This is a genomic window from Methylobacterium tarhaniae, assembly GCF_001043955.1.
Lineage (GTDB): Bacteria > Pseudomonadota > Alphaproteobacteria > Rhizobiales > Beijerinckiaceae > Methylobacterium > Methylobacterium tarhaniae.
Map to the genome: position 1 here is coordinate 1 of NZ_LABZ01000440.1, position 624 is coordinate 624.

General features: G+C 73.6%; 2 protein-coding genes. One reads left to right on the forward strand and one right to left on the reverse strand.

Features of this window, described 5'->3' with window-relative positions; translation table 11 throughout:
• Positions 1–312 (forward strand): FCD domain-containing protein (locus tag VQ03_RS30520; protein WP_048454695.1); only part of this gene is annotated, 312 nt, incomplete at its 5' end.
• Between the two features lie 72 nt (positions 313–384).
• Here VQ03_RS30520 and VQ03_RS30525 read toward each other — a convergent pair.
• Positions 385–624: acetate--CoA ligase family protein (locus VQ03_RS30525; protein ID WP_208605579.1), on the reverse strand; the 240-nt coding region annotated here is incomplete at its 5' end.

The following is a 624-nucleotide window of genomic DNA, read 5'->3' on the forward strand; positions in this document are numbered from 1 at the left end:
CTCGCCCGGGCCGGCGACCCGGCCTCCTACGCGAAGGCCAACACGGCATTCCATGGGGCGATCTATGCCGGCGCCCACAACGCGGTGCTCGCCGATTTCGCGCTCTCCTTGCGCCGCCGCCTCCAGCCCTACCGCGAGGCGCAGTTCCGGCTGGAAGGCCGTCTCGCCCTCTCGCATGCCGAGCACGGGGCGGTGGTCGCCGCGATCCTGGCCGGCCGGGCCGGGGAGGCCCATGCCGCGATGCTGCGCCACGTCACGCTGGTGGAGAATTCGGTGGAAGGGCTGCTGGTGCGGGAGGTTGGGGTGCGCTGACCGGGAGCCTGACGGCCTCCCCGCCTTTCGCACCGGGCCTGTTCGATGGGCTCCTCGCGCCGCTCCGGGCGGTCATGCTGCGCCCCCCTCCACGAACACCACGGCATCGAGCGCCAGGCAGTCGCCCGGCTCCATGCCGACCAGGATCGGGTTGACGTCGAGGCTGGCGATTTCCGGCTCCTCGACCATCAGCCGCCCCAAAGCCACCGCGGCGGCGAGGTAGGGCGCGATCGCGAGCGCCGGCTCGCCGCGCACGCCCGCGATCAGCGGGCCGATGCGCAAACGGCCGAGCGCCCGGGCCACGTCAGCCTC